The sequence below is a fragment of the Pseudomonas sp. FP1154 genome, assembly GCF_030687245.1.
Taxonomy (GTDB): Bacteria; Pseudomonadota; Gammaproteobacteria; order Pseudomonadales; family Pseudomonadaceae; genus Aquipseudomonas; species Aquipseudomonas rhizophila.
The window spans coordinates 2,304,735-2,330,982 of sequence record NZ_CP117465.1 but is presented as its reverse complement, the minus strand read 5'-3'; the positions used below and the strand labels follow the sequence as shown (position 1 = coordinate 2,330,982).

Annotated in this window: 22 protein-coding genes; 6 read left to right on the top strand and 16 right to left on the bottom strand. The window is 61.5% G+C overall.

The genetic code is table 11. The annotated features are described in order from the left end of the window. Positions 1 to 279: 279 nt before the first annotated feature. Complete coding sequence (locus PSH91_RS10655; protein ID WP_139050623.1) at positions 280 to 2,454, top strand: ATP-binding protein; 2,175 nt, start codon at positions 280 to 282, stop codon at positions 2,452 to 2,454. Positions 2,455 to 2,475: 21 nt separating this feature from the next. On the opposite strand, the gene PSH91_RS10650 is transcribed toward PSH91_RS10655, so the two are convergent. The 3 genes from PSH91_RS10650 to gabT form a co-directional block, all read right to left on the bottom strand. Beyond that, positions 2,476 to 2,964 carry an Lrp/AsnC family transcriptional regulator gene (locus tag PSH91_RS10650; protein WP_076385388.1) on the bottom strand — a complete coding sequence of 163 codons (489 nt, stop codon included), beginning with the start codon at positions 2,962 to 2,964 and terminating at the stop codon, positions 2,476 to 2,478. 44 nt (positions 2,965 to 3,008) lie between these two features. Then, the gene (locus PSH91_RS10645; RefSeq protein ID WP_160892883.1) at positions 3,009 to 3,665 is read right to left on the bottom strand and encodes an HAD family hydrolase; all 657 of its coding nucleotides are present in this window, start codon (positions 3,663 to 3,665) and stop codon (positions 3,009 to 3,011) included. Positions 3,666 to 3,754: 89 nt separating this feature from the next. After that, complete coding sequence (gene gabT, locus PSH91_RS10640) at positions 3,755 to 5,047, bottom strand: 4-aminobutyrate--2-oxoglutarate transaminase (RefSeq protein WP_305468140.1); 1,293 nt, start codon at positions 5,045 to 5,047, stop codon at positions 3,755 to 3,757. 286 nt (positions 5,048 to 5,333) lie between these two features. Between gabT and PSH91_RS10635 the strand changes: the two genes are divergently transcribed. From PSH91_RS10635 to PSH91_RS10625, 3 genes are all read left to right on the top strand, one after another. Then, entirely contained in the window at positions 5,334 to 6,260 is a 927-nt protein-coding gene (locus tag PSH91_RS10635) for a glyoxylate/hydroxypyruvate reductase A (RefSeq protein ID WP_107322775.1), read from the top strand. A 215-nt stretch (positions 6,261 to 6,475) separates the two neighbouring features. Next, a complete protein-coding gene (locus tag PSH91_RS10630) occupies positions 6,476 to 7,333 on the top strand; it encodes a GNAT family N-acetyltransferase (RefSeq protein ID WP_305468138.1) in 858 nt (285 codons plus the stop codon). Between the two features lie 43 nt (positions 7,334 to 7,376). Beyond that, on the top strand, positions 7,377 to 8,084 hold the full coding sequence (locus tag PSH91_RS10625; protein ID WP_107323294.1) for a cupin domain-containing protein: 708 nt from the start codon (positions 7,377 to 7,379) through the stop codon (positions 8,082 to 8,084). Between the two features lie 784 nt (positions 8,085 to 8,868). On the opposite strand, the gene PSH91_RS10620 is transcribed toward PSH91_RS10625, so the two are convergent. The 13 genes from PSH91_RS10620 to PSH91_RS10560 form a co-directional block, all read right to left on the bottom strand. Next, on the bottom strand, positions 8,869 to 9,948 hold the full coding sequence (locus PSH91_RS10620) for a tartrate dehydrogenase (protein ID WP_076385398.1): 1,080 nt from the start codon (positions 9,946 to 9,948) through the stop codon (positions 8,869 to 8,871). A gap of 40 nt (positions 9,949 to 9,988) precedes the next feature. Continuing rightward, positions 9,989 to 11,446, bottom strand: a complete 1,458-nt coding sequence (locus PSH91_RS10615; protein ID WP_076385400.1) for an NAD-dependent succinate-semialdehyde dehydrogenase — start codon at positions 11,444 to 11,446, stop codon at positions 9,989 to 9,991. 267 nt (positions 11,447 to 11,713) lie between these two features. After that, positions 11,714 to 12,871: an acetylornithine deacetylase gene (gene argE, locus PSH91_RS10610; protein WP_107322318.1), complete on the bottom strand. Its 1,158-nt coding sequence runs from the start codon at positions 12,869 to 12,871 to the stop codon at positions 11,714 to 11,716. Continuing rightward, positions 12,868 to 14,022: an FAD-binding oxidoreductase gene (locus tag PSH91_RS10605; protein WP_076385404.1), complete on the bottom strand. Its 1,155-nt coding sequence runs from the start codon at positions 14,020 to 14,022 to the stop codon at positions 12,868 to 12,870. Before PSH91_RS10605 ends, argE begins: the two co-directional genes overlap by 4 nt. Further along, positions 14,019 to 15,410, bottom strand: a complete 1,392-nt coding sequence (locus PSH91_RS10600) for an NAD(P)/FAD-dependent oxidoreductase (RefSeq protein ID WP_305468133.1) — start codon at positions 15,408 to 15,410, stop codon at positions 14,019 to 14,021. The genes PSH91_RS10605 and PSH91_RS10600 overlap by 4 nt, the downstream gene beginning before the upstream one ends. Continuing rightward, entirely contained in the window at positions 15,392 to 15,700 is a 309-nt protein-coding gene (locus PSH91_RS10595) for a (2Fe-2S)-binding protein (RefSeq protein ID WP_076385408.1), read from the bottom strand. The genes PSH91_RS10600 and PSH91_RS10595 overlap by 19 nt, the downstream gene beginning before the upstream one ends. After that, positions 15,697 to 17,541 carry an ABC transporter ATP-binding protein gene (locus PSH91_RS10590; protein ID WP_305468131.1) on the bottom strand — a complete coding sequence of 615 codons (1,845 nt, stop codon included), beginning with the start codon at positions 17,539 to 17,541 and terminating at the stop codon, positions 15,697 to 15,699. Before PSH91_RS10590 ends, PSH91_RS10595 begins: the two co-directional genes overlap by 4 nt. A 1-nt stretch (position 17,542) precedes the next feature. Then, positions 17,543 to 18,418 (bottom strand): ABC transporter permease, encoded by an 876-nt coding sequence (locus PSH91_RS10585; RefSeq protein WP_076385412.1) that lies wholly within the window; start codon positions 18,416 to 18,418, stop codon positions 17,543 to 17,545. Further along, positions 18,415 to 19,371, bottom strand: coding sequence for an ABC transporter permease (locus tag PSH91_RS10580; protein ID WP_076385414.1), 957 nt, complete (start codon positions 19,369 to 19,371; stop codon positions 18,415 to 18,417). The genes PSH91_RS10585 and PSH91_RS10580 overlap by 4 nt, the downstream gene beginning before the upstream one ends. Positions 19,372 to 19,416: 45 nt before the next feature. Beyond that, the gene (locus tag PSH91_RS10575) at positions 19,417 to 21,060 is read right to left on the bottom strand and encodes an ABC transporter substrate-binding protein (protein WP_107322316.1); all 1,644 of its coding nucleotides are present in this window, start codon (positions 21,058 to 21,060) and stop codon (positions 19,417 to 19,419) included. A gap of 86 nt (positions 21,061 to 21,146) precedes the next feature. After that, a complete protein-coding gene (locus PSH91_RS10570) occupies positions 21,147 to 22,421 on the bottom strand; it encodes an FAD-binding oxidoreductase (protein ID WP_076385417.1) in 1,275 nt (424 codons plus the stop codon). 36 nt (positions 22,422 to 22,457) lie between these two features. Beyond that, entirely contained in the window at positions 22,458 to 23,126 is a 669-nt protein-coding gene (locus PSH91_RS10565; protein ID WP_076385419.1) for a haloacid dehalogenase type II, read from the bottom strand. 430 nt (positions 23,127 to 23,556) lie between these two features. Then, positions 23,557 to 24,441, bottom strand: coding sequence for a LysR family transcriptional regulator (locus tag PSH91_RS10560; protein ID WP_305468129.1), 885 nt, complete (start codon positions 24,439 to 24,441; stop codon positions 23,557 to 23,559). A 94-nt stretch (positions 24,442 to 24,535) separates the two neighbouring features. Between PSH91_RS10560 and PSH91_RS10555 the strand changes: the two genes are divergently transcribed. Further along, positions 24,536 to 25,672, top strand: coding sequence for a DSD1 family PLP-dependent enzyme (locus PSH91_RS10555; protein ID WP_305468128.1), 1,137 nt, complete (start codon positions 24,536 to 24,538; stop codon positions 25,670 to 25,672). Beyond that, complete coding sequence (locus PSH91_RS10550; RefSeq protein WP_305468126.1) at positions 25,662 to 26,060, top strand: RidA family protein; 399 nt, start codon at positions 25,662 to 25,664, stop codon at positions 26,058 to 26,060. The genes PSH91_RS10555 and PSH91_RS10550 overlap by 11 nt, the downstream gene beginning before the upstream one ends. The last annotated feature ends 188 nt before the right edge of the window (positions 26,061 to 26,248 follow it).

Here is a 26,248-nt window from a genome sequence, read left to right as displayed (position 1 = left end):
GCACTGCATGACCTGTGTGGGAGCGAGCCTGCTCGCGATAGCGTCGGAACATTCACGACCCCGACCAGGCGACCTAGCGCCATCGCGAGCAGACTCGCTCCCACCTTTGTCCAGGGGCGCCCAGATTCTGCGCCCACTTTGCAGAGCCCTTCTCAGGAAGGGCTTTTGCGTTCTACGCCTCTCACGTCAAACGGCTTGTGGTCGGCACGCTTATCAATTCATGTGAACCTAGCCGTCCTGCAACCCTCGGATATTCAAGACGTACCAAGGGTGATCCACATGACAATCGAAGACACTTTATTACGTCAACGCAAGGTACTTGCCGAGTTCGGCGAGCTAGCCCTGGTTTCAGACGATTTTGAACACATCCTCGACGAGGCGTGTCGTCTGGTCGGTGAAGCACTGGAAACCCATCTGGCGAAGTTCATGTCGCTGGAAGACGACGGTGTCACTTTCCTGGTGCGCAACGGTGTGGGCTGGTTGCCGGGGGTCGTTGGCGAAGTCCGGGTTCAGGCACTGGAAGGCACCCCGGAACGGTATTCCCTGGACTCCGGCGGCGCCGTCATTTCCACGGACATTGCGACAGAAACACGCTTTCACTATCACGACTTCCAAACGCGCAACGGCGTCCAAGCGTTCGTCAATGTGCTGGTACACGGCGCCACCGAGACGCGCCCCTTCGGCATCTTCGAAGTCGACAGCCGCAGCCCCCGGCAGTTTAGCGAGAGCGACATCGACTTTCTGCGCGTCTACAGCAACCTGCTGGGTGCGGCGTTGAAACGCGCCAAAACCATGCAGGCCATGCGCCTGACTGAAGAAAAATTGCGGGAAAGCGAAAGACACTATCGAATCGCCGCGCAGCTTAATCCACTCTGGCCCTGGACGGCCGACAGCCATGGCGCGGTGACATCGCTGGATCAACGCTGGTATGAATACACCGCACGGTCGCCGGAACAGACACTGGGGCGCCAGTGGTTGAACGCAACGCACCCCGATGACCGCATATCATTTGCCCGGTTGTGGAATCAGTCGCTGGCGAGTTTGCAACCCTTCGACGCACAGATCCAGTTGCGAAAATCCACGGGGGAATATCGATGGTTCAGAATCCGCGCGTTTTGTAGCCTGGATCCCGAGGGACGATGCGAGCGCTGGTATGGCACCGTCGAAGACATCAACGAGCGGGTGCAACTGGAGGCGGCGCTCAGGGACTGGAACGACCTGCTCGAAGACCGGATTGCAACCCGTACCCAGCAGCTTGAAGCCGAACAACAGGAGCGTGCGCTGGCCGAGTCGAAACTGCGGCAAAGTCAGAAGATGGAAGCGGTAGGCCAACTGACGGGGGGTATTGCCCACGACTTCAACAACCTGCTGGCTGGCATCAGTGGCAGCCTTGAGCTGATGCAACGGCACATCGACCGTCAACGCTACGACGAACTGTCTCGCTACAACTCCGTCGCCCTGACCTCAGCGACACGCGCAGCCGCACTGACCCAGCGCCTGCTGGCATTTTCCAGGCAGCAATCGCTAGAACCGGAAGTTCTCGAACCGCGCAAAGTGGTGGCCGGCCTGGAAGAAATGATCCGACGCTCCGTGGGCCCGAGCATTCATGTCGAATGCGCTTTCAGGGGGCATGATCCGATCAAATGCGACCCCAATGGACTGGAGAACGCCCTGCTCAATCTGGCCATCAACGCCCGGGATGCGATGCCCGGTGGCGGAACCTTGAAACTTGACGTGCAACGCTGCGTTATCGACGCGACATCTTCCAGCGAAAAAATGATGCCGCCGGGCCCATATGTGGCGATCTCGGTCACCGACTCGGGCACGGGGATCAGCGCCGACATCCTGTCTCGGGTGTTCGATCCGTTCTTCACCACCAAGCGCATTGGCGAAGGATCCGGCCTGGGCCTGTCGATGATCTACGGGTTTGCCCAGCAATCCGGAGGGCAGGTGAAGATTCAGAGCAGCGTCGGCGTGGGTACGACCGTGACAATGTATTTTCCGGTTGTCAGCCAGTCCCCCATCAGGGTGAAAAGCGCGCATCTGGATGACACCGCACCCTTGCAGCCCGGCGCCAACGAAACCATTCTGGTGGTGGATGACGAAGCGGCGATTCGCCAGTTGGTCTCGGAATTCCTGACTGAAACCGGCTATCACGTCATCGATGCGCTGGACAGCGTCTCTGCCCTCAAGCAGGCCGATAAGACCGAGCATATCGATTTATTGCTGACAGATATCGGCCTGCCGGGAACCATGAATGGCATCAGCCTGGCGAATGAAATGAAGGCCAGATATCCCTCGCTGAAAGTGTTGTTCATCACCGGATTTGCCGAGGGGAAAAATCTGGTTTCGGTCGACACCACGACCCACGTACTGGCCAAACCTTTCAGCTTGACTGACCTGGGCCGACGGGTGAGTGCGTTGATTCACGCCAGTGAGGACAGCGCTGGATGACGGGGCCCCTTTTCCTTTGAATCAGTGCCGCAACAGTTTGCGCAACGGAATCTCGTCCTTGCGCACAGGCGACTTGATGACGATGTAGCTGAAGTATTTGGAGATGCCGATGTTCTTGTCCAGCAGGCTTTCCATCACATCCTGGTAATCCTGGATGCTGCGGGTCATGAAGCGCACCAGGTAATCGTAGCCACCGCTGATCAGGTGACATTCGAGCACTTCATCCACCAGGCGGATGTTGGACTCGAATTTGGCGAAGTCCTCGCGCTTATGGTCGCTCAAGGTGATTTCGGTGAAGACCGTCACCGAGTCGGTAATCTTGGCCAGGTTCAAATGGGCCTTGTAGCTGGAGATGTACCCCAACGACTCCAGCCGTTTGACCCGTTGCAGGCATGGGCTGGCGGACAAGCCAACGGCATCGGCCAGGCTGACGTTGGTCATGCGACCGTCTTTTTGAAGCTCTACCAGAATGCTGATGTCGATCCGGTCCAGTTTCGCTACACCTTCCATCGCCTACCTCTGTCTGCCATTTGTAAGACAATCTTCTAACAAAATCAGCACCGTAAAGACAGCTGATGCTGAGCCACCAGATCGGCCATGCTGTTGATGCAATACTGGCCCGCGCACGGCTTGGGCGGGTTGTCGGGGTTGCGACAGATCAGGCAAACCGCCCCAACCTTGGCGGGACGGGCGCCAGGTCGGGTCACTTGAAGAATAGCCTGCGCATCGAGGTCGTTGGCCTTGAGCCAAACGGTATCGTGCAAAGGGTCACTGGCCAGTGAAATAAAATCCTCCGGCTCGATGCCCAGGCGCTCGCACAACGCGCCCCGGTCTTCTGCATCGCGGTCGCCCAACACGAGCAGGCGATAGAACTTGCGCAGATAGAGCATCGCCCCCGGCGCATCCTCGAACAACGTCCAGGCGGCGGCCGAGCGGGCGAAGCTCATGCCCTCCTCCCAACTGACCTTGAGTTTCCAGCGCTCAGCCAACTGACGGTGGGCGAAACACAGCAAACCGCTGAAGCCCAACTCGCCGAAGCGCGGATATAGCGCTTGCAGCACCTCATCGAACTCGGCCAGCACCTGGGTTTTTTCCGGCGATTCGCCGTGGTTTTCCAACAGCGGCTGCAGCGCCGTCCAGATGGCGGAGTCCCGATCCACCAGGACCTCATCGCAGTCGATCAACAATGCCCGATACTCAGTCAACCTCATGGGTAAAGCCTCCGCTGATGTCCCATCGATCCACGCTCCTTTGATTTGCATTGGCGCTTGCCCTGGCAAACGCCATGAACACCAGGCCTTCAGCCCATGACCCGTGCCAGCGCAGCGTCGAGAATCTGCAAGGCCTCATCGACCTGCGCCTCGCTGGTCACCAGAGGGGCAAGGAAGCGCAATACGTTGCGGTACACTCCGCACTTGATAACCAGCAATCCACCGGCCCGGGCTTCGTCGATCAAGCGCTGGTTGAGGTCGGCATCCGGGGTGCGCGCCAGGTCATCCTTGATCAGTTCGATCGCCAGCATGAAGCCGCTGCCACGCACGTCGCCAATGCGCGGGTAGCGGGTTTGCAGACGTAACAGCCCCTGACGCAGACGCTCGCCCAGGGCTTCGCCACGGGCCAACAGGTGTTCCTGCTCGTAAGCGTCAATCACCGCCAGCGCCGCCGCGCACGACAGCGCGTTACCGCCATAGGTGCCGCCCAGTCCACCAGGCAGCGGCGCATCCATGATTTCGGCCTTGCCGACCACACCCGACAGCGGCAAGCCGCCGGCGAGGCTTTTGGCGACGGTGACCAGGTCTGGCTGGATGCCGGCATGCTGGAAGCCGAACCATTTACCGGTGCGACCAAACCCGGTCTGGATCTCATCAAGAATCAGCACAATGCCGTGTTTTTCCGTCAGCGCGCGCAGGCCTTGGAGGAACTCGACGGGCGCCGAGAGGAAACCACCGTCGCCTTGCACCGGCTCGATGATGATTGCTGCGACCCGCTCAGGTGCCACTTGAGTCGCCAACAGTTCGTCCAGCGCCTGGAGCGCCATTTCGCTGGTGACACCCCGATAGGCATTCGGATAGGGCGTATGAAAGACCTCCGGCGCGAACGGCCCGAAATTCTGTTTATAAGGCTGGCTCATGCCGGTGAGCGTGGTACCCAGCAACGTCCGGCCATGGAAGCCGCCGCGAAAGGCGATCACCGCCGAGCGCTGAGTGTAGGCTCGGGCGATCTTCACCGCGTTTTCTACGGCTTCGGCGCCTGAGGTAAAGAACGCCGCCTTATAGGCTTGCTCACCCCCGATCATTTCGCACAGGCGCTTGGCCAAGTCCAGATAAGGCTGGTAGGCCACGACCTGGAAACAGGCATGGGTGACTTTTTGCAGTTGGGCTTGCACCGCCGCGACCACCTTGGGGTGATTGTGGCCGATGTTCAGCACACCGATGCCGCCGACGAAGTCCAGGTAGCGCTTGCCGTCCACGTCCCACAACTCCGTGCCCTGGGCCCGGTCGATCACCAGCGGATGGGCAGTGACCAGGCCACGTGGCACGAACTGATCACGCTGACGGAGCAGACTTGGGGTTTCTTCGACTTTACTGTTCATGGCATTTCCCATCGTGAGCCTCGCAACCAGGAAGCGGCTGCGGTGTGTTCACAGGTTAAGCGTTCGACACGATTGTCTAAGCCGAACTTGGTCGTTGAGAAATTCGGATCGACTGTTTACACCCCGACAAACAGCAGAATCCTCCAAGGGCGCCTCGCACCATGGAATCTACCGGCAGAGGTGCCTTGCAACGCAGCCTCGTGCTGCTGCACAGGCCCTTTCGACAGATCCTGCTCTGACATTGAGGCATGCTTGATACTTCCCTTTTACATGCGAGAAATGCCCCATGGCCCTGCTGTATAAAGCTGACCCGGTCCGCGGCGAACAATGGCAGCGTCTGTTCGCCAAACATGCCCCGGATATCCAATGGCGTGCCTGGCCGGACATCGGCGATCCTCGGGATATTCGTTACCTGGCGGCCTGGCAGGCACCGGACGATATCGAAACCGTGTTGCCCAACCTTAAAGTGCTGTTCGCCTTGTCGGCGGGGGTCGATCAACTGGATCTGGGGCGCTTGCCGGCGACGCTGCCGGTGGTGCGATTGCTCGACCCCGGCATCAGTCAGGGCATGTGCGAATACGCCAGTTTCGCCGTACTCAGCTTGCACCGCGACATGGTGCGCTATCGCCAGCAACAGACCGAGCGGTGCTGGCAAGCACACCGGTTGGTGCCTGCGCAGCAGCGCCGGGTCGGGGTCATGGGCCTGGGGTTGCAGGCCCGTCACATACTCAACACCTTGAAGCCCTTTGGTTTCGCCTTGTCGGGCTGGGCGCGCAGTGAACATCACATTGATGGAGTGGAGTGCTTTGCCGGAACCGGGCAACTGCCGGCCTTCCTCAGCCAATGCGATATTGTGCTGTGTGTCTTGCCGCTGACCGAACAAACCAAGGGAATTCTCAACCGTCAGTTGTTCCAACACCTGCCCAGGGGCGCGGCCCTGGTCAACATGGGCCGCGGAGGGCATCTGGTAGAAGCGCATTTGCTTGAAGCGCTTGCCAGCGGCCAGCTGAGCGCGGCGGTGCTCGACGTACTGGAACAGGAACCGGCCGCGCCGGATCATCCGTTCTGGAACCATCGGCAAATAATACTGACGCCCCATATCGCAGCGATGACTCAACCCGAGAGTGCGTTTGGCGTGTTATTGGACAATATTCGCCGCCACCAACGGGGCGAAACGATGCTTGGCCTGGTGGACCGTGAGCGCAGCTACTGAACCGTGCGTGACGAGGTGCATCGAGCAAAAAACCATCCGGTATTTACTGCTGGCCCGGCCGCTGATTTGAGCAAGAAATGTGGCCGCAAGAGGCGTTGCAGAAGGAACCTGCCGAATCGTTTTGCGACCCTTGTCAGGCCTGCTTGCAGGTGAGATACAAGCATCACCCGCGGATAAATCCGACCGTTTACACCCTCTCTCAATGGTGATCTGCCATGTCCACTTCGAAACGCCCTGACTACGTCTATCGTGCCATGACCGCCACCGATGTCCCCTCGGCACACGCCTTATCCGTGCAGTTGAAATGGCCTCATCGTCTGGAGGACTGGGCGATGCTGCAGCGCGTCGCCCAAGGTTTTGTCGTTCAGGATCAGGGCCGTTTGATCGGCACTGCATTCACCTGTGCCCAGGGAGACTACGCCACCATCGGCCTGGTGATCGTCGATGACGAATACCAGGGCCAGGGGATCGGTCGCAAACTGATGGAACTGGCCATTGAAGCGTGCGGCTCGCGTACTGCCATCCTCAATGCGACGCTGGCCGGTGCCCCGCTGTATGCCAGCCAGGGATTCGTTGACTTTGGGCATATCCAGCAACATCAGGGCCTGGCTTTACCGCCTGTACCGCAGGGGTTGGCCGACGACGAACGCTGCCGCGCGCTGACCGAAGCCGATCACGCTCAAATGATCAGACTGGCCAATGCGGGAAGTGGCCTGGACCGTCAGGCCGTGCTCACCGATCTGTTCGATGTCGTTGAGCATGCAGTGGGTATTGAGCGGGACGGCCAGTTGTGCGCTTTCGCCCTGCTGCGCCCCTTCGGTCGTGGCCGTTGCATCGGTCCGGTCATCGCGCAGAACCCTGAACAGGCCCGGCATCTGATCGCCGTGTTGCTGGCACGGGTGCCGGATGCATTCGTTCGGATCGACATTCCTTCCGACACGGGGCTGGGCCCCTGGCTCGAAGAAGCGGGCCTCAAGCAGGTCGACACCGTCGCCCAGATGGCTCGTGGCACGCCCCCGCAAGCGACCGGCTCAGTGCGGCAGTTCGTGCTGGTGACCCAGGCCGTTGGCTGACAATCCCATCGCTTATCCAGGTCTTTTTTGGAGAATCATGTTCATGCCCGAACCCACTGCAGTGCTGTTGGCGCATGCCGACGGCAGCCCCGCCTCAACCTCGTTCACCCCAGGCTCATTGGGGGCCAATGATCCGTTCGACAGGCTCATCGCTTATGCCGGGGCGGATGGCATCGCCGCTGGTGTCGTCCGGGCCAGCGGTCGGTTCAGTAGCGACCAGTATCCCTTCAGCGAAATGATCGTGGTGCATGCCGGAGGCGTTGAACTGCGCAGCCAGGCACAAACGCTGCGCCTCAGCGCCGGTGAAAGTGCGGTGATCGCCCGTGGTACGGCGGTTGAGATCGACGCGCAACCCGAGTCTTTCTGGGCCTTCTGTGCCGATACCCAGCGCGTGAATGCCAGCGAGCCCGGGCTGACAGCACTCCCGACGCACACGATGCTCTCGCCTTCGGCGGCCCCCGACGACGCAATACTGCTCAGCCCACCCCCGCAATGTCGCTCGCACAATCTGTTTGTCGAAAAAGCGACCAACCTGCGCATTGGGATCTGGGACTCAACGCCGTACACCCGCCGGACCAGGCCTCACAAGCTGCATGAACTGATGCACCTGATCGAAGGCAGCGTCACCCTGCAGACAGCCGACGGAAACGACCTGACGGTCAACGCCGGCGATACCGTATTCGTCCCCCTGGATGCACCCTGCGCCTGGGACAGCAGCGTTTATGTACGCAAGGTCTACGTCGTCAAATAGCACCGCTATCGCGAGCAGGCTCGCTCCCACAGGGGATCTGCGGTGGATGTGAATCTTGCGGTCACCCCAAAAAAACTGTGGGAGCGAGCCTGCTCGCGATGGCGACGGCACGGTCAAAATCCCCGCTGACTGACACTCCGCTATCGCGAGCAAGCTCGCTCCCACAGGGGATCTGCGGTGGATGTGAATCTTGCAGCCACCCCAAAAACTGTGGGAGCGAGCCTGCTCGCGATGGCGACGGCACGGTCAAAAACCCCGGTGGCTGACACCCCGCTATCGCGAGCAAGCCCGCTCCCACAGGGGATCTGCGGTGGATGTGAATCTTGCAGCCACCCCAAAAACTGTGGGAGCGAGCCTGCTCGCGATGGCGACGCCACAGTCAAAATCCCCGCTGACTGACACCCCGCTATCGCGAGCAAGCCCGCTCCAACAGGGGATCTGCGGTGGATGTGAATCTTGCGGTCACCCCAAAAAAACTGTGGGAGCGAGCCTGCTCGCGATGGCGACGCCACAGTCAAAATCCCCGCTGGCTGACACTCCGCTATCGCGAGCAAGCTCGCTCCCACAGGGGATCTGCGGTGGATGTGAATCTTACAGCCCCCCCCGAAAAAACTGTGGGAGCGAGCCTGCTCGCGATGGCGGCACATTCGAAATCCCCGGTGACTGAACCCTCCGCTATCGCGAGTAAGCTCGCTCCCACAGGGGATTTTGAGTTTTGCGATCGAACTCCAAAAAAAAGCCCGCAGTGTGAGCGGGCAAAAAGGTGTCACAGGTTAGTAAAGCGTCAAAGCGCCGCAACGATGGCCCTGCCGACATCCTGGGTCGAGCCCTGTCCGCCCAGGTCGGGGGTGATCGGCCCTTGGGCAATCACTTGTTCAATGGCCTTGAGAATCCCGTCATGGGCGGCGCGATAACGTTCATCACCATTGCCCAGGAAATCGAGCATCAACGCCCCTGACCAGATCATCGCAATCGGGTTGGCGATGTTCTGTCCATAAATATCCGGCGCCGAGCCATGCACCGGTTCGAACAACGACGGGAAGCGCCGCTGCGGATCGAGGTTGGCCGACGGCGCGATGCCGATTGTGCCGGCGCAGGCCGGGCCGAGGTCGGAGAGGATGTCGCCGAACAGGTTTGACGCCACCACCACATCAAAACGGTCCGGCTGCAGAACGAAACGCGCACACAGGATATCGATGTGCTGTTTGTCCCATTGCACATCCGGGTACTGCTCGGCCATCAACGCCGTGCGCTCGTCCCAATACGGCATGCTGATGGAGATCCCGTTGGACTTGGTCGCCGCGGTCAAGCGCTTGCGCGGTCGGGTCTGGGCCAGATCGAAGGCGAACTTGAGAATCCGATCGACGCCGCGCCGGGTGAACACCGACTCCTGGAGCACGAACTCATGCTCGGTGCCTTCAAACATCTTGCCGCCCACGGAGGAGTATTCGCCTTCGGTGTTCTCACGGATCACCACGAAATCGATATCCCCCGCTTCTCGCCCGGCCAAGGGGCACGGCACGCCCGGGAACAGTCGCACCGGGCGAATGTTCACGTACTGGTCGAAGTCGCGGCGGAACTTGAGCAGCGAGCCCCACAGGGAAATGTGATCCGGCACTTTGTCCGGCCAGCCCACGGCGCCGAAGTAGATCGCATCGAAGCCCTTGAGTTGCTCGAACCAGTCAGCGGGCATCATCTGCCCATGTTCCAGGTAGTAGTCGCAGTGGGCCCAATCGAGCACTTCGATGCTCAACGACAACTGCCATTTTTTCGCGGCCTGCTCCAGTACCCGAAGCCCTTCAGGCAGGACTTCCTTGCCGATACCATCGCCGGCGATGGCAGCGATTCGAAATGGTTTGCTCATCATTCGTGGCTCCCTGGTAGGTGTTCAAACAATGGACGCATCACAGCCCACCGATGTGGAAGGCCTTGATTTCAAGGTATTCATCCAGGCCGTATTTGCTGCCTTCACGGCCCAGGCCCGACTGTTTGACACCACCGAAGGGCGCGACTTCCATGGAAATGAGTCCTGTGTTAAGACCGATCATGCCGAACTCCAGTCCCTCGCCGAACCGCCATGAGCGGCGCAGATCCTGGGTAAAGAAATAAGCCCCCAAGCCATACGGTGTGGCGTTAGCCAGCGCCAGCGCCTCTTCCTCGGTGGAAAAACGCATCAGCGGCGCAACCGGGCCAAACGTTTCCTCACTGGCCAGCAACATGCCAGCGTGGGCCTCGCCAAGCACCGTGGGCTGGACGAACTGGCTGTCACCCTCGGGAATGCCGCCACAGAGCAGACGCGCGCCCTGACTCAACGCATCATCGATATGCCGAGCGACTTTGCTCACCGCCGCCATGTTGATCAGCGGACCGATCATCACGTCGGCCTCCAGGCCATTGCCGACCTTGAGCTTGCCCACTTCTTGCACCAGGCGCTCGGCGAAGCGCTGGTAAATACCGTCCTGCACCAGGATGCGGTTGGCGCAGACGCAGGTCTGGCCAGCGTTGCGAAACTTGCTGAGCATGATCCCGGCCACGGCCTGCTCCAGGTCCGCGTCGTCAAACACAATGAACGGCGCGTTGCCGCCCAGCTCCAGGCTCAGGCGCTTGATGTGTTCGGCGCTCTGGCGCATCAGCAGGCGACCGACCGCCGTGGACCCGGTGAAGGAAATCTTGCGCACCGTCGGGTTGCCGGTCAGTTCTTCGCCGATGCCCGCCGGCATGCCGGTCACCACGTTGAACACTCCCGCCGGAATCCCGACCCGCTCGGCCAGCACCGCCAGGGCCAGGGCCGACAAAGGTGTCAGGTCCGACGGTTTGACGATCACCGGGCACCCCGCCGCCAAGGCTGGCGCGCATTTGCGGGTGATCATCGCGTTGGGGAAATTCCACGGAGTGATCGCCGCGCAGACACCCACTGGCTGCTTGAGGGTGAGCAGACGACGGTCGCCGCTGGGGGCCGGGATGGTTTCGCCATAAACCCGGCGAGCCTCTTCGGCAAACCATTTGGCGAAGCCGGCGCCGTAGCGAATTTCGCCTTTGGCTTCGTTCAGCGGCTTGCCCTGTTCAAACGTCATGATCAGCGCCAGATCGTCCAGGTTGTCGATCATGGCCTGATACCAACGCTCCAGCAGCACCGCGCGTTCCGCCGCCGGGCGCGCACGCCAGGCCGGCCAGGCACGCTCGGCGGCGTCGATGGCACGCCGGGTTTCCACCCCCTGCATGGCCGGCACCCGAGCGAGCACTTTGCCCGTGGCCGGGTTGATGACGTCGAGCGTGGCGGCGTCATCGGCACCGATCCACTGCCCGTCGACGTAGGCGAATTCTGCTAAAAGGCTGGGGTCTTTCAATTGATTCTTGAGCATGATCGCGTCCTGTTCCGAGGTATTTCCAGTCTAGGGAGATGCCGCGGATGAGGATGCTGAAAGCGGGTTTTGGGCAGTGTTGGATGCTGAAGTTTCGAGGTGGGACGGCAGGCTCTACCGAAGCCCCAGGCTAAACACCGAAACCTGTGGGAGCAAAGCTTGCTCGCGATTGCGGTGGATCAGACACTGATCAAGACCATGTCATCGTTCATCGCGAGCAAGCTGTGCTCCCACACGAGTACTCCCACATTTTGTTCTGTGTATGGCTTAGATTTTCAAGGAGCCCAGCAACCCTTCCAGAAACCGCTCCCCCGCTTCCATCTGGCTGATTTCAATGAACTCGTCGGGCTTGTGCGCCTGCTCGATGGAGCCCGGGCCGCAGACCACCACCGGCACATCCAGGCGCTGCTTGAACAGCCCTCCCTCGGTGCCGAAGGAAACCTTGGCGGTGCCGGTGTCCGCTGCGGCGAAGTTCTTCAGAAAGCGCACCGCCTCAACGCTCGGATGAGTATCCAGCCCCGGATAGACGTTCAGGGTTTCGATCTCGATGTCCGCCACGCTGGAGAGTTTCCTGGCCTCGCGCACGATCACTTCGGCGTGCTCGCGCAGTTGCTCGAGGAACTGATCCAGATCGTCGGCCGGCAGGTTGCGCACTTCGAAATCCAGGGTGCACAGGTTTGGCACGATGTTCAGCGCCTTGCCACCGACAATCTGCCCGACGTGCACGGTGCTGTAGGGCACGTCGTAATCGGCGTCCCGGGCGCCCTGCTCTTGCAGCTGCTGCTGGCTCTGGCGCAACGCGGCGATGAAATCGCAGGCCACATGAATCGCATTGACCGAACGCGGCGCCAGGGACGAGTGCGCCTCCAGGCCACGGCAGTAAGTGCGATAAGAGCCTTTGCCCTTGTGCCCGAGCACGAACTGCATGTTGGTCGGCTCGCCGATCACGCACAAAAACGGCCGCACCGGTGCCAGGTGCAGCACGTCAAGCAAGCGGCGTACACCCACGCAACCGATTTCCTCGTCATGGGAGAGCGCCAGTTGCAGCGGTCGGTTCAGGGGATGGTCGGCGGCATCGAGCATGGCATCGATGGCCAAGGCGATGAACCCTTTCATGTCGCAACTGCCACGACCGTACACCCGCCCGTCCCGCACCGTCGCCTGGAACGCCGGAACGGTCCAGGCCTGCCCCGCCGCTGGCACCACGTCGGTATGTCCGGACAGCAGAATCCCCGGCAACTCCCGTGGGCCGATGCTGGCGAAGAGGTTGGCCTTCTTGCCGCTTTCATCCTTGACGATCAGCGACTCGATGCCCTTGCTCAGCAGCAGCTCGCGCACGTACTCGATCAGGGCCATGTTCGACTCTGAAGAGACCGTTTCAAACGCCAGCAGGCGTTCGAAAATAGCTAGCACGCGAGGTTTCATGAGGCTTTGCTCCGTTGCTCGGCAGTGGGGGCGAATCGGCGAATGGAGAACGGTTCGATCGAGGTGCTGGTACTGCCGGTGCTGATCAGCTCGGCCATGACGTCGCCAACCCCTGGCCCGAGCTGAAAGCCGTGGCCGCAGAAACCGAACGCATAATACAAGCCGTCCACGTTGCCGCTGGGGCCCATCACCGGCAGGGAATCGGGCAGATAACCTTCGATGCCGCTCCACACGCGAATGATGTTCAGGTTGCCGACGCCTGGGAGCAAGCGACGCATCTGGTCAAGCTGGTTGAGAATGCTGCGCGGCTCGACATAGGCCCGGCGGTTGAGCATGTCCGGCTTGCTGCGATAGCCGCCACCGATGACGATGTTGCCCCTGGGGATCTGCCGGAAATAGATCACTTCCTCAGGAATTTTGGTGTACACGCCGATCACCGTCGGCAAGGCATAAGGCACCGGTTCGGTGACGGCCATCTGTGGGCCGTTAGTGTCCAGCGGCACCGGCTCACCAAACTGCGCCGAGAGTTTCTGCCCCCAGGCACCCGCCGTAATCAGCAGTTGAGCGGCGCTGAACTGACGGCCATCGGTGGTTGTGACACTGAAATCACCATTGGCCTTCTGCACTTCAGCCACTTCGGTCCGCTCCTCGATGCGTGCGCCGAGTCGCCGCGCCGCCCTGGCAAACGCCGGGGCCGCCAGACGCGGGTTGGCGTGACCGTCGTGCGGCGCATAGGAGCCGCCCTTGACGTCTGGCCCGAGGAACGCAAAACGCTCGTGCAGCTCAGCGCCACGAAAGATCTTCAAGTCCAACTGCTCTGCCTCAGGGGCGTCGGCATAGGCTTGCAGTTCGGCGATCTCCTCTTCGCGATAACACACGCGCATATGCCCGCTGGCGATGAACTCCAGATCGTCGTCGATCAGTTCCGGCAGGCGCTTCCATAGCGCCCAGGAACGATTCGCCAGCTCCAGCTGGCCGAGAAAACGCCCCTGGCGCCGCACGTTGCCGAAGTTCACGCCACTGGCGTACTGACCGATCTGGTCACGCTCCAGCAGGATCACCGACTGGCCCCGCTGACGCAGGAAAAATGCCGCCGCCGAGCCCATCAAACCACCGCCGACGATGACCACATCAGCTTTATTGACCGTCATGGCGTCACCTCCCGAGTGAGCATCGAAAGCGGTTTGACCGGCGCCTGTCCGCGTTGCCGGCCCACTTCCTGAACGTGGACACCGGCGGCTGCGGCAATGACCTCGGCCCCGGCCTGAGAGCAATAACGCCCTTGGCAGCGGCCCATGCCCACCCGACTGAAGGCCTTGGCCCGGTTGACTTCACAGGCGCCCTTTTCACTGACGGTACGGCGCAATTCGCCGGCGCTGATCATCTCGCAGCGGCAGACAATGGCCTCATCCGGCAAGGCTTTGGCTTGCGCGGCGGGCCAGGGAAACGCCTGGGCCAGACCGAGACGAAATTGATCCATGACGTTGAGCGCCTGACGCTGCGCGGCGACCTGCGCGACGTCCACCGGTTGCTGCAAATCGCTCAACAACGCCAGGGCGACCAGGCGCCCGGCATGCTCGGCGGCATCAGCACCACGGATCTTCGACCCATCTCCGGCGGCATAAACACCGCTGACCGAGGTCCGGCCGTCTTCGTCCGTGTCCAGCCACCATTGGCCTGAAGCCTCGTCAAAACGCAGAGCACAACCGGCCAGGTCGGCCAGCTGGGTTTCCGGGCGCAGGTGATAACCCAGCGCCACCGCGTCGCAATCCACGGTCAAGGTTTCACCGGCCGCCGTGCGTACCCGCACGCCACTGACGCCGGAAGTCGCCTCACCCAACACTTGCAACGGAGAGACACCCAGGTGCACCGGGATTTTCGCCCGATACAATTGAGCCAACAGCTTCATGCCGGTAAACAGCAATCCGGGGCGCGCCATGAGTTTGGGCAAGGCTTTGATGCGCAGGCCCAGCGGCGCGGTGTCCAGCACCGCCGCCACGTTGGCACCGGCCTTGAGGTATTGGCTGGCAACCAGATACAGCAGCGGCCCGCTGCCCATGAACACCACGCGGTGGCCGATGGACACCGCCTGGGCCTTCAAGGCTATCTGCGCCCCACCGAGGCTGTAGGTACCGCCCAACTGCCAGCCCTCGATCGGCATCAAGCGGTCAGTGGCGCCGGTGCAAAGAATCAATGCATCGTAATCCACGGTCGAATGCAGGCCCTGGCTGACGCAGCACAGTTGCCCGGGCGTAAGGTTCCACACCAGCGTGTCCGGACGATAGTCAATCTGTGGGCGCAAACGGTCGAAGCTTTCGTGCAAGTCCCGGGCTTTGTCCGCCTCGGTGCCGTAAAGCGTGGCGTAGTTACGAGTGAAGCCTTCAGGCTGGCGCCGGTAGATCTGTCCGCCGTCACGACGGTTTTCGTCGATCAGGACCGGCTTGAAGCCCGCCGCGACCAGGATTTGGGCGCAACGGATGCCGGCAGGCCCGGCGCCGACAATGACGACTCGATGATTGCTCAGCCGCGCAGTGGCCATATCGCCTCCGGTTGCTTGGTGATGATGTCCAGCCCTTCGCGCACTTCATTGGAACAGGCACGCAGCCGTTCGCCGCTGCGGGTCCAGACCCAGCAATCCTGGCAGGCGCCCATCAGGCAGAAACCGGCCCGGCTGCCAGGATCGAACTCCGACTGGCGCAACGCCGGGCCCCGAGTCAGCAATGCGACCATCAGTGTGTCCCCCTGCAAGGCTTCGATGGGTTCGCCATCGACTTTCAAATGGACGATGGGCCGGCCCTGCTCGGCCAACCTCACGAAACGAGCGTTCATGCGTAGGCTCCCATGATCATGCTGTTGGCATCCTGTTGGCTCTTGAGCAGCTCGGCGCTGTCGTGATGGCAGAGGACTTCACTGCCGCCGTCGATGATTCGCCGGGGTGGCGCGGTGTGGTTGCACAGGCCATCGACCCGCACCGGGCAGCGATTGAGGAACGTGCAGAGCGCCGGCTCAGTGGCCTTTGCTCCCAAAGCGGGCAGCGTGCCGCAGGTGGTGGTGCCACAGTTTTCCAGCCAGCCCTGGCGCAATTCCGGCACCGAATGGATCAGCAGGTCGGTGTAAGGATGAAAGGGTGGCTGGGCGAACGATTGCCGGGTGCCCTCTTGAACCTTGTGGCCGCTGTACATCACCACAATGTCGTCGCACAGCGCCCGCACCGTGGAGATGTCGTGACTGATGAACAGGTACGAAACCCCCAATTGCTGGCGCAGGTCGCGCAGCAGCTCGAGGATGGCCGCGCCGACCACCGTATCGAGTGCCGAGGTCACTTCATCGCACAGGATCAGATCCGGCTTGGCCGCCAGCGCCCGAGCCAGATTGACCCGCTGTTTTTGCCCGCCTGAGAGTTCGCTCGGGCGGCGTTCGGCCAGGTCCCGAGGCAAACGCACCAGGTCCAGCAACTCGCCGATACGTTCACGTAGCGCCGCGCCCTTGAGGCCGAAATACATCTTCAGTGGCCGGCTCAGAATGTTGCTGACGCTGTGCATCGGGTTGAGCGCGGTGTCGGCGTTCTGGAAGACCATCTGGATGCGCCGGAATTGCTCGTCAGTGCGCTCGGACAGGCTGCCGCCCAAGGGTTGACCGTCAAACGTCAACCCGCCGAGGGCCGGGGTCAACAGCCCCGCCACCACCCGGGCCAGGGTTGATTTGCCCGAGCCCGATTCGCCGATCACACCGATGGCCTGGCCCCGGCGCACGGTCAGGTCGATGTCTTCCAGCACCCGGATCGACGGCATGCCCTGTTGATTCTTGTTGCCGTAGCCAGCGGTCAAGCCCTGGATAGTCAGCAGCGGCGCATCGCCAGCCACGCCGCAGGGCGGACGGATCGTCGTATCCGGCCGCGCCGCCGCCAGCAGGCTGCGGGTGTAGGCGTGCGCCGGGCCTTTGAGCAGTGGCGCGGTGGCGCTCTGCTCGAAGATCTGCCCGCCGTTGAGCACCACGATCTGATCGGCCATCTGCGCGACGACCGCCAGGTCGTGAGACACATAGACCGCCGTCGCGCCCCGCTCGCGCACAACGCGCTTGAAAGCGCGCAACACGTCGATCTGGGTGGTCACGTCCAGGGCTGTAGTCGGTTCATCGAGCACCACCAGCAGCGGATCGCTGATCAGCGCCATGGCCGCCATCACCCGTTGCAGTTGCCCACCGGACACCTGATGGGGATAGCGTTGGCCGATGCGCTCGGGATCGGGCAGCGCCAGGTCGCGGAACAGTTCGATGGCCTTGGCTTCCAGTACGGGCCGGCTGCCCAGGCCATGAATCAACGCCCCTTCCACCACCTGGTCGATGAGTTTTTTCGCCGGGTTGAACGCCGCGGCGGCGCTTTGGGCGATATAGGACACACGATTGCCGCGCAGACTTTGCAGCTCGCCTTCGCTCAACGCCAGCATGTCATGTTCGCCAATCTGCACCACGCCACCGGCCAGGCGACAGCCGCGCCGGGCATAGCCGAGCAACGCCAGGGCTATGGTGGTCTTGCCGGAACCGGACTCGCCGATCAGCGCCAGCACCTCACCTTTCTCCAGGGAGAAACTCACGCTCTTGACGATCTCCACCTCACTGCGCTCGCCGCAAGCGACTACCCGCAGGTTTTCGACTCGGATCAATTCGCTCATTTCAATGCCCCCCCGTACGTCGACTACGTCGCGAAGACAGGCGGTCGATAAACAGATTGACGCCAATGGTCAGGGTGCCGATGGCCAGGGCCGGAATCACGATGGCCGGCGCTCCCTGATTGAGCCCGCCAATGTTTTCGCGCACCAGCGAGCCCAGGTCAGCATCCGGTGGTTGCACACCCAGGCCGAGGAAGCTCATGCCGCTGAGCAGCAGCACGATGAAGCCGAAACGCAAGCCCAAGTCAGCCAGCACCGGGTTGAGCATGTTGGGCAGGATCTCCACGCAAGCGATGTACAGTCGACGTTCGCCACGGGTGCGGGCCACTTGCACGTACTCCAGCGCCTCGATGTTCACCGCCATGCTGCGGGCAATACGGAACGCGCCCGGCGAGTAGCTCAGCACCGCCGTACACACCAGCAAAGTCACCGACGAGCCAAATGCCGAGACCATGATCAACGCCAGCATCTTGCTCGGGATCGAAATAAAGGCGTCCATCAGGCGACTGATCAGCTCATCCAGCCACTTGGGTGATACCACCGACAGCAGTGCGCAACTGGTCCCCAGCCCACTGGCCAGGACCGCAGCCACCAGCGCCAGGCCCACGGTGAACTGTGCGCCGACCAGCACCCGACTGAGCATGTCGCGGCCCAGGTAATCGGTGCCTAACGGATAAGCGACACTGAGGCTGTCGAAAACATTGTCAGAGACCACTTCCCCCACCGGGTGCGGTGCCAGCCACGGACCGAAGATCGCCACCAGCAACCAGAAGACACACATCGCGGCGCCCACCAGTCCCAGCCAGGACGTGGCGTGAGCGTCTTTGCCCAACGCCAGAGCGACCGCCGCGGTCGGGGATTTTCCAATGAGATTGTTCATTGATTTCTCAGCCTCGGGTTGGAAAGGATCGCGCACAGATCAGCAATCAACACCAATGTCAGGTACGCGGTACAAAACAACATGGTGCAGGCCTGGACCAACGCCATATCACGGTTGGTCACGGCATCGACCATCAGGCTGGCAATGCCGGGATAGTTGAAAATTGTCTCGACGATCACCACCCCGCCCAGCAGGTAGGACAGACTCAAGGCGATGGCATTGGCGATAGGCCCGATGGCGTTGGGCAACGCATGACGCAGTACCACCCGCACCGGGCTCACACCTTTGAGACGGGCCATCTCCACGTAGGGGCTGTCGAGTTGATCGATCACCGCCGCCCGGGTCATGCGCGCCATTTGCGCGATGATCACGCAACACAGGGTCATGACCGGCAAGGCGTAGGTGCGCATGAATTGCCACGGTGAGGTGATCTCGCTGGAATAGGACAACGCCGAGAGCCAACCCAGGTTCACCGCGAAAATCAACACTGCCAGGGTGGCGACCAGAAACTCCGGTACCGCCACCATCATCAAGGTAAAAAAGCTGATGAAGCTGTCGACGCGACCACCACGCCCCATCGCCGAACCTATGCCCAGGGTCAGTGCCACTGGCACCGATACCAGCGCTGTGGCGGCCGCGAGCATCAGGGTGTTGGGCACCCGTCCGGCCATCAGTTCCGTGACCGGCACGGCGTTGGACACCGACACGCCCATGTCGCCGCTGAGCAGGCTCGTCAGCCAATGCAGGTAACGCAACACACCCGGCTGATCGAGGCCCATTTTCACCCTCAGGGCCGCCACCTGCTCCGGCGTGGCGAACTGTCCCAGGGCCTGTTGCGCCGCGTCTCCCGGCAACACCGCCGTGATGGCGAACACCACCATCGAGACGATCAACAACGTCACGATCGCGGCGCCCATGCGCCGGCCGATCAACCAAAGTGTGCTGCTATTCATCCGCCTGCCCTCCTGCCCTGTCACCCAGCCAATACCCGGCGTTCATCAGGCGTCCAGCCAGACTTGCTCGGAGAACATGTAGCCCATGAAACCGCCCAGCGGGTTGGTGCCATAGCCTTTGACGCGCTGATCGACACCGTCGATGTTGCTGATAAACACCGGGATGCCGATGCCGCAGTGGTCATGCACCAGGGTCTGCATGTCGGCGTACATCTTGCCGCGCTTGACCTCATCAGTTTCGCCGCGGGCCTGGACCAATAGCTGATCGAACTGCGGGTTCTTCCAGGCGGACTCATTCCACGGCGCCGTGGACTGGAAGAACTGCGAGAACAGCATGTCGGCGTTGGGCCGCGGGTTGATATTGCCGAAGCTGATCGGGTGCTTGGCCCAGTGGTTGGACCAGTAGCCATCGCTCGGCAGGCGGTTGACATTGAGCTTGAGCCCGGCCTCCTTGGCCGATTGCTGCAGCAACACGGCAACGTCCACCGAGCCGGTGGCAGCCGGCGAGCACATCACCGGCATGGTGATACTTTCCATGCCCGCCTTCTTCAGCAGGAAACGCGCTTTTTCCGGGTCATAGGTCCGCTGTGGCAGGTCAGCATTGAAGAACCGTGCGCCGGGGGCGATCGGATGATCGTTGCCGACCCTGGCGTAGCCACGGAAGATTGCCGACTTGATCTGTTCACGGTCCAACAGCAACTTCATCGCCTGAGTGAACTCCGGGCTCTGGCCCGGCATCTGGTCCTGACGAATGATCAAGTCAGTGTAGTTACCCGACGGCGAGTCCACGACCCGATGGCCAGCACTGTTCTTGATACGAGTGGTGGAACGCGGGTTGACCTCGTTGACAATCTGCACATCGCCCGATAGCAGCGCGTTGATCCGCGATGGCTCGTCGGGAATGCCGATGAACTCGATCTCGTCCAGATACGGCAGGCCGGGTTTCCAGTAATTGGTATTGCGCGCACCGATGGAACGCACTCCCGGCTTGAATTCCTTGACCTTGAACGGACCGGTACCGATGCCCTGGCTGAAATCGCTGGTGCCTTCAGGCACGATCAACAGATGGGAGATGGCCAGGACCGATGGCAGCTCGGCATTCGGGCCGCTCAGGCGTATCTGTACTTCATGGCTGCCGATGGCCTTGACCTCGGCGAACTGCGACGCCAGCGGCAAGACCTTGGATCCCGTGATCGGATCCTTGTGTCGCAACAGGGAAAACACCACGTCAGCGGCGGTCAGCCCCTTGCCATTGTGGAAAGTCACTTCCTTGCGCAGGGTAATCACCCAGAGCGTGGCGTCTGTCGTGTCGATGCGCTCGGCCAGTTCGAGTTGCGGCACCATGTGACTGTCGAAGCGCGTCAGGCCGTTGTAGAACATGTAATGACGCACGTAGTCGGTGGACGATGAGCCTTTGGCCGGGTCCAGGGTGTCGGCGGTGGAACTGGAGATGCCGGCGACGCGGATACGCCCGCCCGGCTTGCCTTTGCCCGGGCTTGCCGCTTCTTCGGCGAACAGCTTGCCGGCGGCGCCGAAGAGGCTGCCTGCACCTGCTGCGGCCACACCTGCCAACCCCAGCATCTGCAATGCATTGCGGCGAGACATGCCGCGATTGAGCCCTTCGAAAACACGCAGACTTTCTGTACCGGTGATCAACTGGTCTTCAATGCCATTTTTGTTGTCAGTCATGTCAGTTCTACCTTTCGGAAAATGATAGGGCTCGATTGCGCACGATTAACGCAACGTGGTTGAAACGCCAAACAACGCCATGAAACTCAGTGCAGGTAGTCCTGCAGGCGGTAATACGCGCCTACCAGCGGCAGGAACCAGGGTTTGCCGAAATGCCCGGGAATGGCCGGCCAATCCAGCTCGCGCCAAGGGTTGGCCTCGACCTCGCCGGCCATGACCTGGGCCATGACCTGCCCCATGTGCACCGACATCTGCACGCCGTGGCCGCTGTAGCCCATGGAGTGATACACCCCCCCATGCTGGCCGGCCCGGGGTAAACGGTCGGACGTCATGTCCACCAACCCGCCCCAGCAATAGTCGATCCTGACGTGGGCCAGCTGCGGGAACATCTGCACCATCGCCGCTTGCAGCACCTTGCCGCTCTTGGCGTCGGAAACGCTGTCAGACATGGCAAACCGCGCCCGACCGCCAAACAACAGCCGGTTGTCCGGCGTCAGGCGAAAGTAGTTACCGATCATGCGGCTGGTGACGTAGGAGCGACGCGCCGGCAGCAAGCTGTCGATCAGCGCCTGGGGCAACACTTCGGTGGCAATGACGAAGCTCCCCACCGGTACGATTCGCCGCCGGTACCAGCCCAATCCGCCTTGCTGACAGGTGCCGGTGGCCAGCAGGATCTGCGAGGCCTGCAGCGCGCCCTTGCTGGTGTTGACCTGATAGCCGCCTGTGTTCGCCTTCCAGTCCTTCACCGACACGCCCTGGAACACCAACGCCCCGTGACGGGCCGCCGCCTCGGCCAGGCCGACACCGAAGCGCCCGACATGCATCTGCACGCCGTTGCGCTGCAGCAGGCCACCGTGGAACTGGGCCGAATTGACCTCCGCCCGCACCGCTTGGGCAGACAGCAACTCGACGTCGGCATCGACTTCCTTGCGGATCAACTCACAGGTGCGCGCCAGTCCTTCGTAGTGCAACGCTTTGGCGGCCAGTTTGAGCTTGCCATGGCGAGTGAGATCGCAGGCAATCGCTTCCTGCTCCACCAGCGAAACCACACTCTGTACGGCGCTTTCATAGGCCAGGTAATAAGCCCGCGCTTTATCGGCGCCGAGGCTGGCGGTGAGTGACGCGTAGTCTTGGGCAACGCCGGTGTTGCACTGACCGCCATTGCGCCCCGACGCTTCGCCAATCACCCTGCCTGCTTCCAGCACCGCCACGCTGGCCCCCTTCAAGGCCAGGGCCCGGGCCGCCGCCAGACCGGTGAAACCACCACCGACAATGGCCACGTCTACCCGCCCGGGCAATCCGCCGAGCTGGGCACCGGTGAAGGCCGGTGCGGTATCGAGCCAATAAGACTCACTGCCCATGTCTAACCCCTTTTCACCTTGAAGAGTGCGCTCAACTCAGAGCCCGACCAGACCGGCCAAACCGCCGATGTCCGGGATTTGGTGGTAGCCATACACAGCGTTCGCCGGCTGCTCATGACCGCGGGCGACGAAGGCTTTGTTCTTGATCTTCATGTCGTGGGCCGACATCAGGTCGTAGCGAAAGCTGGACGAGACATGCAGCACATCCTCCGGCCCGCAGCCGAGGTTATCGAGCATGAATTCGAAGGCCGCCAGGCGCGGCTTGTAGGCCTGGGCCTGCTGGGCGGTAAAGACTTTATGGAAAGGCGCGCCAAGCTTGTCGACGTTGGACATGATCTGTTCGTCCATCGCGTTGGAAAAAATCACCAGGGGAATCTTGTCGGCGATTTTCGACAGACCCGCCGGTACATCGGCGTGAGGGCCCCACGTGGGCACGGCGTCGTAATAGAGCTGGCCTTCGCCCCGATATTCGACACCCCAGCGCTTGCAGACCCGCATCAGGGACGTCTTGATGATTTCATCATAGGGCCGCCACTCGCCCATCACCTGATCCAGACGATAAGCGGAGAAATCCTTGACGAACTGGTCCATCTGCCCGGCATCGACACGATCGGCGAACAGCTCGCGGGTCATGGTGCCCATTTGGAAGTTGGTCAACGTGCCGTAGCAGTCGAAGGTGATGTACTTGGGTCGAAGAAAGCTCATGAGTGCGGTCCTGGATTTGTTGTTGAAGGCAATGCCGAGGCAAACATTGATGCCGTTCGTGAAGCACCGGTACAACGCTGCATCACGTTTTTATTACAACACCATGAGACCGTGGATAAACGGTTAAAAATACCGGCCGCTTGGTACAAACCACCGTTTTGCAGGGCTCGCTCAGCAGACTTTGCGGGATGCTCCAGACACGGGCGTTGCACCCGTGTTTCTGTGGGTTTGCGGACAGTTATGGTGCGTCTGGCGACGCAGTGAAGGCCGCTTTGCGGCAGAATCTACGCCTGCAGCGGGCCGTTCCAGCATCCAGGTTGAACGGGCCGCCGCTATCGCGAGCAGGCTCGCTCCCACAGGGTTTTGATGGGGCAGCCACCTTTGTGTTTGCCACAGATTCATTGCCGGAGTGAGCCTGCTCGCGATGGCGTCAGGCTTTCAACTCAGCCTCAAGAAAACTCACCAACGCCTGCACCCGAGCGCTGCGAACTTTGCGCGACGGCACCAGCAGGTTGATCGATGCGCTGTCGAATTGCCAATCAGCGAGCACCCGGACCAGGTTGCCCTCGGCGATGGCTCTGCTGACATCCCATTGCGAGCGCAGCACCAGGCCCAGCCCCTCTTCGGCCCAGCGTCGGGCCACGCTGCCGTCGTTGCTCAGCAATGCTGGCTGGATGCGCAGGGTCTTGCGCTCCTGCTCATTGCGCAGATGCCACAGCGTGACGTCCTCATCGTTTTCGCGAATGCAAATACAGCGGTGCTCAGCCAGTTGCTCCGGTGAAGACGGCGTGCCGTGCCGCTCCAGGTAGGCGGGGCTGGCGCACAACCAGCGGGCATTGTGGCTCAGGGGCCGGGCGACCCACTGGCTGTCACTGAGGTTGCCGATGTGAATCACCGCATCACTGTCGTGACGATCAGGCCAGGGCGTTTCCCGTAGATCCAAGTGCAGGCACAACTGTGGGTGCAACCTGGCAAAACGCGCCAGCAACGGCGCGATGCGTTGCCGTCCATAGCCGAACGGCGCCGCCAGCCTGAGGGTGCCGGCCAGTTGATCGTCCGGCTGTTTGAACGATTCGGGAAGCGCCTCCAGTTGCTCCAGCAACAGCGCGCTCTGGCGGGAGAAGCGCTCGCCATCGGCGGTGAGGCTCAAGCGCCGAGCATCGCGGTTGGCCAGGGTCAGGCCGAGCAGTGTCTCCAGTTTGCGTAAGCGCATGGACAACGCAGGTGGCGAGACATTGAGGGCCCTGGCCGCTGCGCTCAACGACTCGGAGCGCGCCAGCGTCACGGCCATGCGCAGGTCTTCGATGCTAATCATTCAGTTCAACTTAATGATTGATGACGCAGCATTGAACCACGACTTCACGATCACTGAGTAGAGTCGCCCTGTCCCTATCCATCGAGTGCTGCTCATGACCGCCTCAATTCCGCTCCTTGATACCCCTGTCGCGCTCATCGATGTACCGCGCATGCAGCGCAACATCCAGCGCATGCAGCAACGCATGGACACCTTGGGTGTGCGTCTACGGCCCCACATCAAGACCAGTAAATGCCTGCCCGTGATTCAGGCGCAGATCGCCGCGGGCGCCAACGGTGTCACCGTGTCTACCTTGAAGGAGGCGCAACATTGTTTCGCAGCCGGCATCCAGGACATTTTCTACGCCGTGGCCATGGCGCCCGGCAAACTGGCCCAGGCCCTGATGCTCAAGCGCCAAGGCTGTCGCTTGAGCATCCTCACGGACAGCCTGACGGCGGCCCGGGCCATCGTGGATTTCGGCCAGCAGCACGATGAGCGGTTCGAGGTCTGGATCGAGATCGATTGCGACGGCCATCGGTCCGGCGTACGGGTCGAGGACGATTCACTCGTGGGCATCGCCCGGCTACTTGATGAAGGCGGCATGCAGCTTTGCGGCGTGATGACCCACGCCGGCTCCAGCTACGAACTCGATACGCCCGACGCGCTGCAAGCCTTGGCCGAACAGGAACGCAACCTCTGCGTCCGTGCAGCCCAACGCATTCGCGAGGCCGGGCTGGCCTGCCCTGAGGTGAGCATCGGCTCCACACCCACGGCGCTGTCGGCACAGAACCTGGAAGGCGTCACCGAAGTTCGCGCAGGCGTCTATGTATTCTTCGACCTGGTGATGCACAACGTCGGCGTCTGCCAGGCAGGCGAACTGGCGCTGAGCGTGCTGACCAGCGTCATCGGTCATCAACAGGAAAAAGGCTGGATCATCACCGATGCCGGCTGGATGGCCATGAGTCGTGACCGGGGTACGCAGCGCCAGTCACGGGACTTCGGCTATGGACAAGTGTGTAGCGAAACCGGCGACTGGATCGACGGCGCGCTGCTCACCAGCGCCAATCAGGAGCACGGCATCATCACCCTGACGAACGCCGAGCACGTGGATATCACCGCGCGGTTTCCCATCGGCAGCCGCCTGCGCATCCTGCCCAACCATGCTTGTGCCACTGGCGCACAGTTCCCTCATTACCTCGCCTGTGATGCCACGGGCCAAGTGCACAACTGGAGCCGTCTGCATGGCTGGTGAAATCGGGTTTATCCATACCATTCACGCCGCAGCGCCGCGTGGACATTACACCCAGGCGCTGTCGTACCAGGGCGTCCTGTATGTGTCCGGGCAATTGCCGGTACGCGCCGATGGCAGCCACAGCGTCGACCAGCCCTTCGAGGTCCAGGCCGCCATCGCCCTGGAAAACCTGCTGGCGACTCTCGACGCCGCTGGCCGGGGACCGAGGGATCTGGTGAAGGTGACGGTCTATGTCGCCGGCATCGAACACTGGCCGGCCTTCGACCGAATCTATGCCCGCTATCTGGGCGAGCACCGCCCCGCACGCGCCGTGGTGCCCGTCCCGGCGCTGCATCATGGCTACCTGATTGAAGTCCAAGCGCTGGCGCGCGACGCAAGCCATTCCTAAGGGAAGTGGATGCCCCTGTGGAGCGGGATCGAAAGCCAATGCCTGAATCGGCCAGCGTCGCCAGCACTGGCAAGCTTGTCTGAACCCAAGGGCTACGCCCTGAAACGGATGCCGCTACGTTTTTGCCAAGTTAGCGCGCCAGATACAGCAGATTCTCCTTTGCCAAGGTCGAGAACGGCACAATTGAT

Coding starts and splice junctions, on each gene's coding strand:
- PSH91_RS10625 (WP_107323294.1), top strand. CDS start 7,377: ATGCCCGAACCCACTGCAGTGCTGTTGGCGCATGCCGACGGCAGCCCC.
- PSH91_RS10655 (WP_139050623.1), top strand. CDS start 280: ATGACAATCGAAGACACTTTATTACGTCAACGCAAGGTACTTGCCGAG.
- PSH91_RS10650 (WP_076385388.1), bottom strand. CDS start 2,964: ATGGAAGGTGTAGCGAAACTGGACCGGATCGACATCAGCATTCTGGTA.
- PSH91_RS10600 (WP_305468133.1), bottom strand. CDS start 15,410: ATGGCCACTGCGCGGCTGAGCAATCATCGAGTCGTCATTGTCGGCGCC.
- PSH91_RS10550 (WP_305468126.1), top strand. CDS start 25,662: ATGGCTGGTGAAATCGGGTTTATCCATACCATTCACGCCGCAGCGCCG.
- PSH91_RS10560 (WP_305468129.1), bottom strand. CDS start 24,441: ATGATTAGCATCGAAGACCTGCGCATGGCCGTGACGCTGGCGCGCTCC.
- PSH91_RS10630 (WP_305468138.1), top strand. CDS start 6,476: ATGTCCACTTCGAAACGCCCTGACTACGTCTATCGTGCCATGACCGCC.
- PSH91_RS10645 (WP_160892883.1), bottom strand. CDS start 3,665: ATGAGGTTGACTGAGTATCGGGCATTGTTGATCGACTGCGATGAGGTC.
- PSH91_RS10580 (WP_076385414.1), bottom strand. CDS start 19,371: ATGAATAGCAGCACACTTTGGTTGATCGGCCGGCGCATGGGCGCCGCG.
- PSH91_RS10555 (WP_305468128.1), top strand. CDS start 24,536: ATGACCGCCTCAATTCCGCTCCTTGATACCCCTGTCGCGCTCATCGAT.
- PSH91_RS10570 (WP_076385417.1), bottom strand. CDS start 22,421: ATGGGCAGTGAGTCTTATTGGCTCGATACCGCACCGGCCTTCACCGGT.
- PSH91_RS10585 (WP_076385412.1), bottom strand. CDS start 18,418: ATGAACAATCTCATTGGAAAATCCCCGACCGCGGCGGTCGCTCTGGCG.
- PSH91_RS10575 (WP_107322316.1), bottom strand. CDS start 21,060: ATGACTGACAACAAAAATGGCATTGAAGACCAGTTGATCACCGGTACA.
- PSH91_RS10595 (WP_076385408.1), bottom strand. CDS start 15,700: ATGAACGCTCGTTTCGTGAGGTTGGCCGAGCAGGGCCGGCCCATCGTC.
- PSH91_RS10565 (WP_076385419.1), bottom strand. CDS start 23,126: ATGAGCTTTCTTCGACCCAAGTACATCACCTTCGACTGCTACGGCACG.
- PSH91_RS10605 (WP_076385404.1), bottom strand. CDS start 14,022: ATGACGGTCAATAAAGCTGATGTGGTCATCGTCGGCGGTGGTTTGATG.
- PSH91_RS10590 (WP_305468131.1), bottom strand. CDS start 17,541: ATGAGCGAATTGATCCGAGTCGAAAACCTGCGGGTAGTCGCTTGCGGC.
- argE (WP_107322318.1), bottom strand. CDS start 12,871: ATGAAACCTCGCGTGCTAGCTATTTTCGAACGCCTGCTGGCGTTTGAA.
- PSH91_RS10615 (WP_076385400.1), bottom strand. CDS start 11,446: ATGCTCAAGAATCAATTGAAAGACCCCAGCCTTTTAGCAGAATTCGCC.
- PSH91_RS10635 (WP_107322775.1), top strand. CDS start 5,334: ATGGCCCTGCTGTATAAAGCTGACCCGGTCCGCGGCGAACAATGGCAG.
- gabT (WP_305468140.1), bottom strand. CDS start 5,047: ATGAACAGTAAAGTCGAAGAAACCCCAAGTCTGCTCCGTCAGCGTGAT.
- PSH91_RS10620 (WP_076385398.1), bottom strand. CDS start 9,948: ATGAGCAAACCATTTCGAATCGCTGCCATCGCCGGCGATGGTATCGGC.